General features: G+C 45.4%; 3 protein-coding genes. All 3 read left to right on the top strand.

Annotated features, from left to right (window positions below):
• Positions 1-1,372: type III secretion system outer membrane ring subunit SctC (gene sctC, locus NNN71_RS23795; RefSeq protein WP_271459502.1), on the top strand; the 1,372-nt coding region annotated here is incomplete at its 5' end.
• Positions 1,363-2,526, top strand: coding sequence for a type III secretion system gatekeeper subunit SctW (sctW, locus tag NNN71_RS23790; RefSeq protein WP_271459501.1), 1,164 nt, complete (start codon positions 1,363-1,365; stop codon positions 2,524-2,526). The genes sctC and sctW, both read left to right, overlap by 10 nt.
• On the top strand, positions 2,526-4,580 hold the full coding sequence (locus NNN71_RS23785; protein WP_442910530.1) for an EscV/YscV/HrcV family type III secretion system export apparatus protein: 2,055 nt from the start codon (positions 2,526-2,528) through the stop codon (positions 4,578-4,580). The genes sctW and NNN71_RS23785 overlap by 1 nt, the downstream gene beginning before the upstream one ends.
• Positions 4,581-4,593: the final 13 nt, after the last annotated feature.

Below are 4,593 nucleotides of genomic sequence, written 5' to 3'. Positions count from 1 at the left end.
GGCTATATATATTTATGACTCATCGGAAATTCGCAATGCGGTCATTGTTTTGAAAAATACCTCACTTAACGTGGTGGTCAATTTTTTGAAATCCTCCGGGCTCTATGATACTCGCTATCCAATTCGCGCAGATAATCGTAGTCAGACATTTTATGTGTCAGGTCCACCTATTTATATCGACCTGATTGGCAATGCTGCAAAATTCCTCGATCGCAAAAGCGATGGTTTTGATGGCCGAGAAAACTTAGCGGTTATCCCATTGTTCAATACTTTTGTTGACGATCGTGAATATACCTACCGTAGCGAGAAAATCACCATTCCCGGCATGGCCAGCGTAGTGAACCGCGTCATGTCCAGCGGTAAAGCGCCGGGGGGGGTGGTGCAAATGAGTCCACGTAAAGAGGATGAAGCGCTTTTGCTCAATTCATTTCCCGGCGATACCAATGAATCCGAAGCACGCGAGGTCAGAAGCCTCGACACCGAAACAAAGGTGCAGCCGACTGGCAATGGGATGAGTATTATCGCCGACCCTGGAACCAATAGTCTTTTAGTTCGCGGAAGCGCTGAGCAGGTTTCTTATATCCGCAATCTGGTTAATTCCTTAGATATCCCTAAGCGACACGTCGAACTTTCAGTATGGATAGTCGACCTGCAAAAAGATGCCTTTAATAATTTGGGGGTTGAGTGGTCCGGGAGCATTAATGTTGGCAACAGTTTTGGACTATCGCTGAACGGAGGAAGCAGCACTATAGATGGCGCGAGTTTTATGGCCGCGGCCTTAGCTCTGAGCGAAAAAAATAAAGCCAATATTGTTTCCAGACCGATGATTCTGACCCAGGAAAATATTCCGGCGATCTTTGATAACAGCAGGACGTTCTATTCAAAACTCGTCGGTGAACGTACGGCTCAGTTGGAAAATGTGACCTACGGAACGCTAGTGAGCGTATTGCCGCGTTTTACGGAAAACGGAGAGATAGAAATGATGCTCAACGTTGAGGATGGTAATCAATTCGATAACACTCGCACCGGCACCGATGATCTACCTGAAGTAGGTAGAACGAAGATCAGTACCGTGGCAAGAGTCCCGAAAGGGAAAAGTCTGCTTATCGGCGGTTATACCCGCGATGAAGAATCAAAGGTAGAAGGAAAGATCCCATTACTTGGCGATATTCCATGGTTAGGGCAGTTATTTAGCTATACGCGTGACCGTGGCTCCAATATGGTGCGTGTGTTTCTGATACAGCCACGTGAAATCGATGGTCCATTAGCCCTCGATGCCCACAGCCAGATTGCCGAGATGAAGAAGAACTTCTCACGCGATGATTTGCAGAACTGGATGACCAATTATCTGGATAGCCAAAAATGGCGATAGGAATCAATAATAATAGCCCGTCGATGCAAATATATATGCAGCGCAGGGACAAGCTGTCGACGGAAAAGCAGACGCTTTCAGATCAGAATGAAATTAAAAATGCGTTAGCCGGAGACGATGCGGCGATAGTTGAAGACGAATCTCCCGCGGCATTATTGCAGCGCTTTGCGAGCGCTACGGATGAAATGTCTGCAGCAATGTCACAATTTCGTAGCCGTCGCGATTACGATAAAAAAATGGGGGCATCGGCAGAAACCAGCTTTGACCAGGTACTTGATGAGGATGTTTTCCCAAAAGCAGACCAGCTTGTGAAAATAATGAAAGGTCAGCAAGGCGCTAATATTGAAAAAATGCTGCGCCATGCACGCTCACTTTTCCCTGATGAAAGTGATTTGGTGTTGGTTTTACGTGAAACGCTTCGCCGTCGAGAACTTGATGAAGTCGTCCGTAAACGTCTGAAGAAATTATTAAGCCAGGTTGAAAAGGAAGCCGATCCTAAGCGGCTGAAAGCGGGTATTAATGTAGCATTGAAAGCGCGCCTGTTTGGCAAGACGCTGAGTATGAGCCCGGCAATAATGCGTGAAAGCTATCGCAGCTTTCTGGAGAGTGAAGATCACGAAATTGAGGTTTATCAGGATTGGGTAACGACATATGGTATCGAACGTCGCAGCATTGTCGTTAACTTTATGGAGGATGCGATTCTCTCTGATATTGACTCTGCCGACCCCAGTTGCAGCCACGTTGAGTTCAGTTATTTACTCGGGCGTGTTGGGCAAATAAAAATGATCCGCTCCTGTGATGCTCTGTTTATTAAGAACGTGCTCAGCGATCAGGCAGTGCGAGAAGTCAATCATGATGAAGGATCCTGGTTGTTTTTTATGTTTGGCATATTGCGTGGTCCACAGGATATTAATGAGCTCCTGACTTTAACGGTTGGGGATTATCTGCGTTTTGTTAAACGCGCAGAGCAAGCTCAGTTTTTACAATCAGTATATACCAACTGTAAAAAATTGCCCTGTGAGGCATTTATTTCGCTTGAAGAAAGAAACAATTTGCTGATGTATTTTGAAACACTCATTAATAAAGCACTGCACAATGAGAATATTGAACGGCGTAATGCCGCTGATGCACCAATTTCTAAAGAGCATGAATAATAATGAATAAGTTTTTACATCAGATACGACATCATCCAGAGCTATTTATCCTGGTTCTGATCGTTGTCATCATCTCCATGCTGGTGATTCCGCTGCCGACTTTTCTTGTCGATTTTTTAATTGGCTTGAATATGGTGCTGTCGATCCTTGTGTTTCTGGCATCATTTTATGTTGATCGCATTCTAAATTTCTCAACATTTCCTTCGGTGCTGTTAATTACGACATTATTTCGCCTGGCTTTATCGGTCAGCACCAGCCGTTTGATACTAAATGATGCAGATGCGGGTGATATTATCGCCACCTTTGGCGAGTTCGTTATCGGCGATAACTTAGTCGTTGGTTTTGTTATCTTCGCGATCGTCACCATTGTGCAGTTTATGGTGATTACAAAAGGTGCTGAGCGCGTCGCGGAAGTGGCGGCCCGCTTCTCGCTTGATGGTATGCCTGGTAAGCAAATGAGTATTGATGCTGATTTGCGCGCGGGCTCAATTGATGCTGATGCGGCAAAAGAGCGACGCAGTGTCGTGGAGCGAGAAAGCCAGCTCTATGGCTCCTTTGACGGTGCGATGAAGTTTATTAAAGGCGATGCTATCGCGGGTATTATCGTCATCTTTATTAACTTTATTGGCGGCATCAGCGTTGGCGTTTCTCAGCACGGCATGGATATGTCCACTGCGCTGTCGACCTACACCATGCTGACCATCGGCGATGGTTTAGTTGCCCAGATTCCGGCGCTACTTATCGCGATTGGCGCGGGCTTTATTGTTACGCGCGTGAATGGCGAAGCCGATAATATGGGCCGAACTATCGTCGGCCAGCTATTTAAAAATTCAACGGTGCTGCTGATTGGCGCGATTATCGCACTGGGTATAGGGAGTCTGCCGGGCTTTCCGCTTGCTGTATTCGTCATTCTGGCTCTCTCGCTGACCGCCATGTTTTATTATCAGTACCTACAAGAGCGAAAGAGCAGCGGCGCCACGGCTGACACAGCCCCAGTCAGCAGCTTTGATCCCGATGCTCAGCCCGATGAATCAGGCAGCTCACTGGGCATGCTCACCGATCTCGATAGTATCGCTTCGGAAACCGTGCCGCTGATTATTTTGCTTAATGATAAAGATCTCGAATTATTCGAAAAGGATAAGCTCGCACAGCGTTACCGCAGTCAGTTCTTTATTGACTATGGCATTAATTTGCCGGAATTCACCCTAAAATCGTCGGTGAATATTGAACCCGATACCGTGACGCTACTGATTAATGAAATTAAGGCAGAACAATTTCAGACAAAATTTAACCATTATCATGTGGTGAATAGCTCCCCAGAGATTGAGAAAATGGGGATCCCTTATGTTCTGATTGATAATCTGGTATGGGTCGATGAGCGTCAACGTAAGACGTTAACCCAATTAGGTTACCAGCTGAGAAATAGCATTGATGAGGTTTACCATACCCTTGCGGCTATTCTAATTCGCCACATTAATGAATACTTTGGCGTTCAGGAAACGAAAAATATGCTTGATAAACTTGAGGAGAAATATCCTGATCTGATGAAAGAAGTTATGCGTCATGCCACCGTACAGAGGATCTCAGAAGTTCTGCAAAGGCTTCTTGGGGAAAAAATATCGGTGCGTAATATGAAGCTAATTATGGAAGCTATTGCTCTGTGGGCACCCAGAGAAAAGGATGTCATCTCGCTGGTTGAGCATATTCGTGGCGCAATGTCACGCTATATTTGTCATAAATTTTCTCATTCTAATAGCCTGCAGGTAATCATGCTATCGGGTGAGTTTGAGGAGCGAATCAGGGCAGGGATTCGCAATACTTCGGCGGGTACTTTTTTAAACCTTGAGCCTGCCGTTTCGGATGAACTAATGGATAAATTCGCTCTGGCTATGGATGGCGTAACTATTTCTTGCCGTGATTTGGTGGTGCTGACTTCAGTTGATATTCGTCGTTTCTTAAAGCGGTTTATTGAAACGCGTTTTAAAGATCTGGAAGTTATGTCATTCGGCGAAATTAGTGACAGCGTATCTATAAATGTCATAAAGACAATTTAACAGGAGTTATAAC

Source organism: Kluyvera sp. Awk 3 (assembly GCF_028069715.1).
GTDB classification, from domain to species: Bacteria; Pseudomonadota; Gammaproteobacteria; order Enterobacterales; family Enterobacteriaceae; genus Kluyvera; species Kluyvera georgiana_A.
The sequence above is the reverse complement of the archived record's forward strand: the minus strand, read 5'-3'. Positions and strand labels throughout refer to the sequence as shown.

What these genes read in the sequence shown, in the direction of transcription:
- sctW (WP_271459501.1), top strand. Translation starts at nt 1,363, where the DNA reads ATGGCGATAGGAATCAATAATAATAGCCCGTCGATGCAAATATATATG.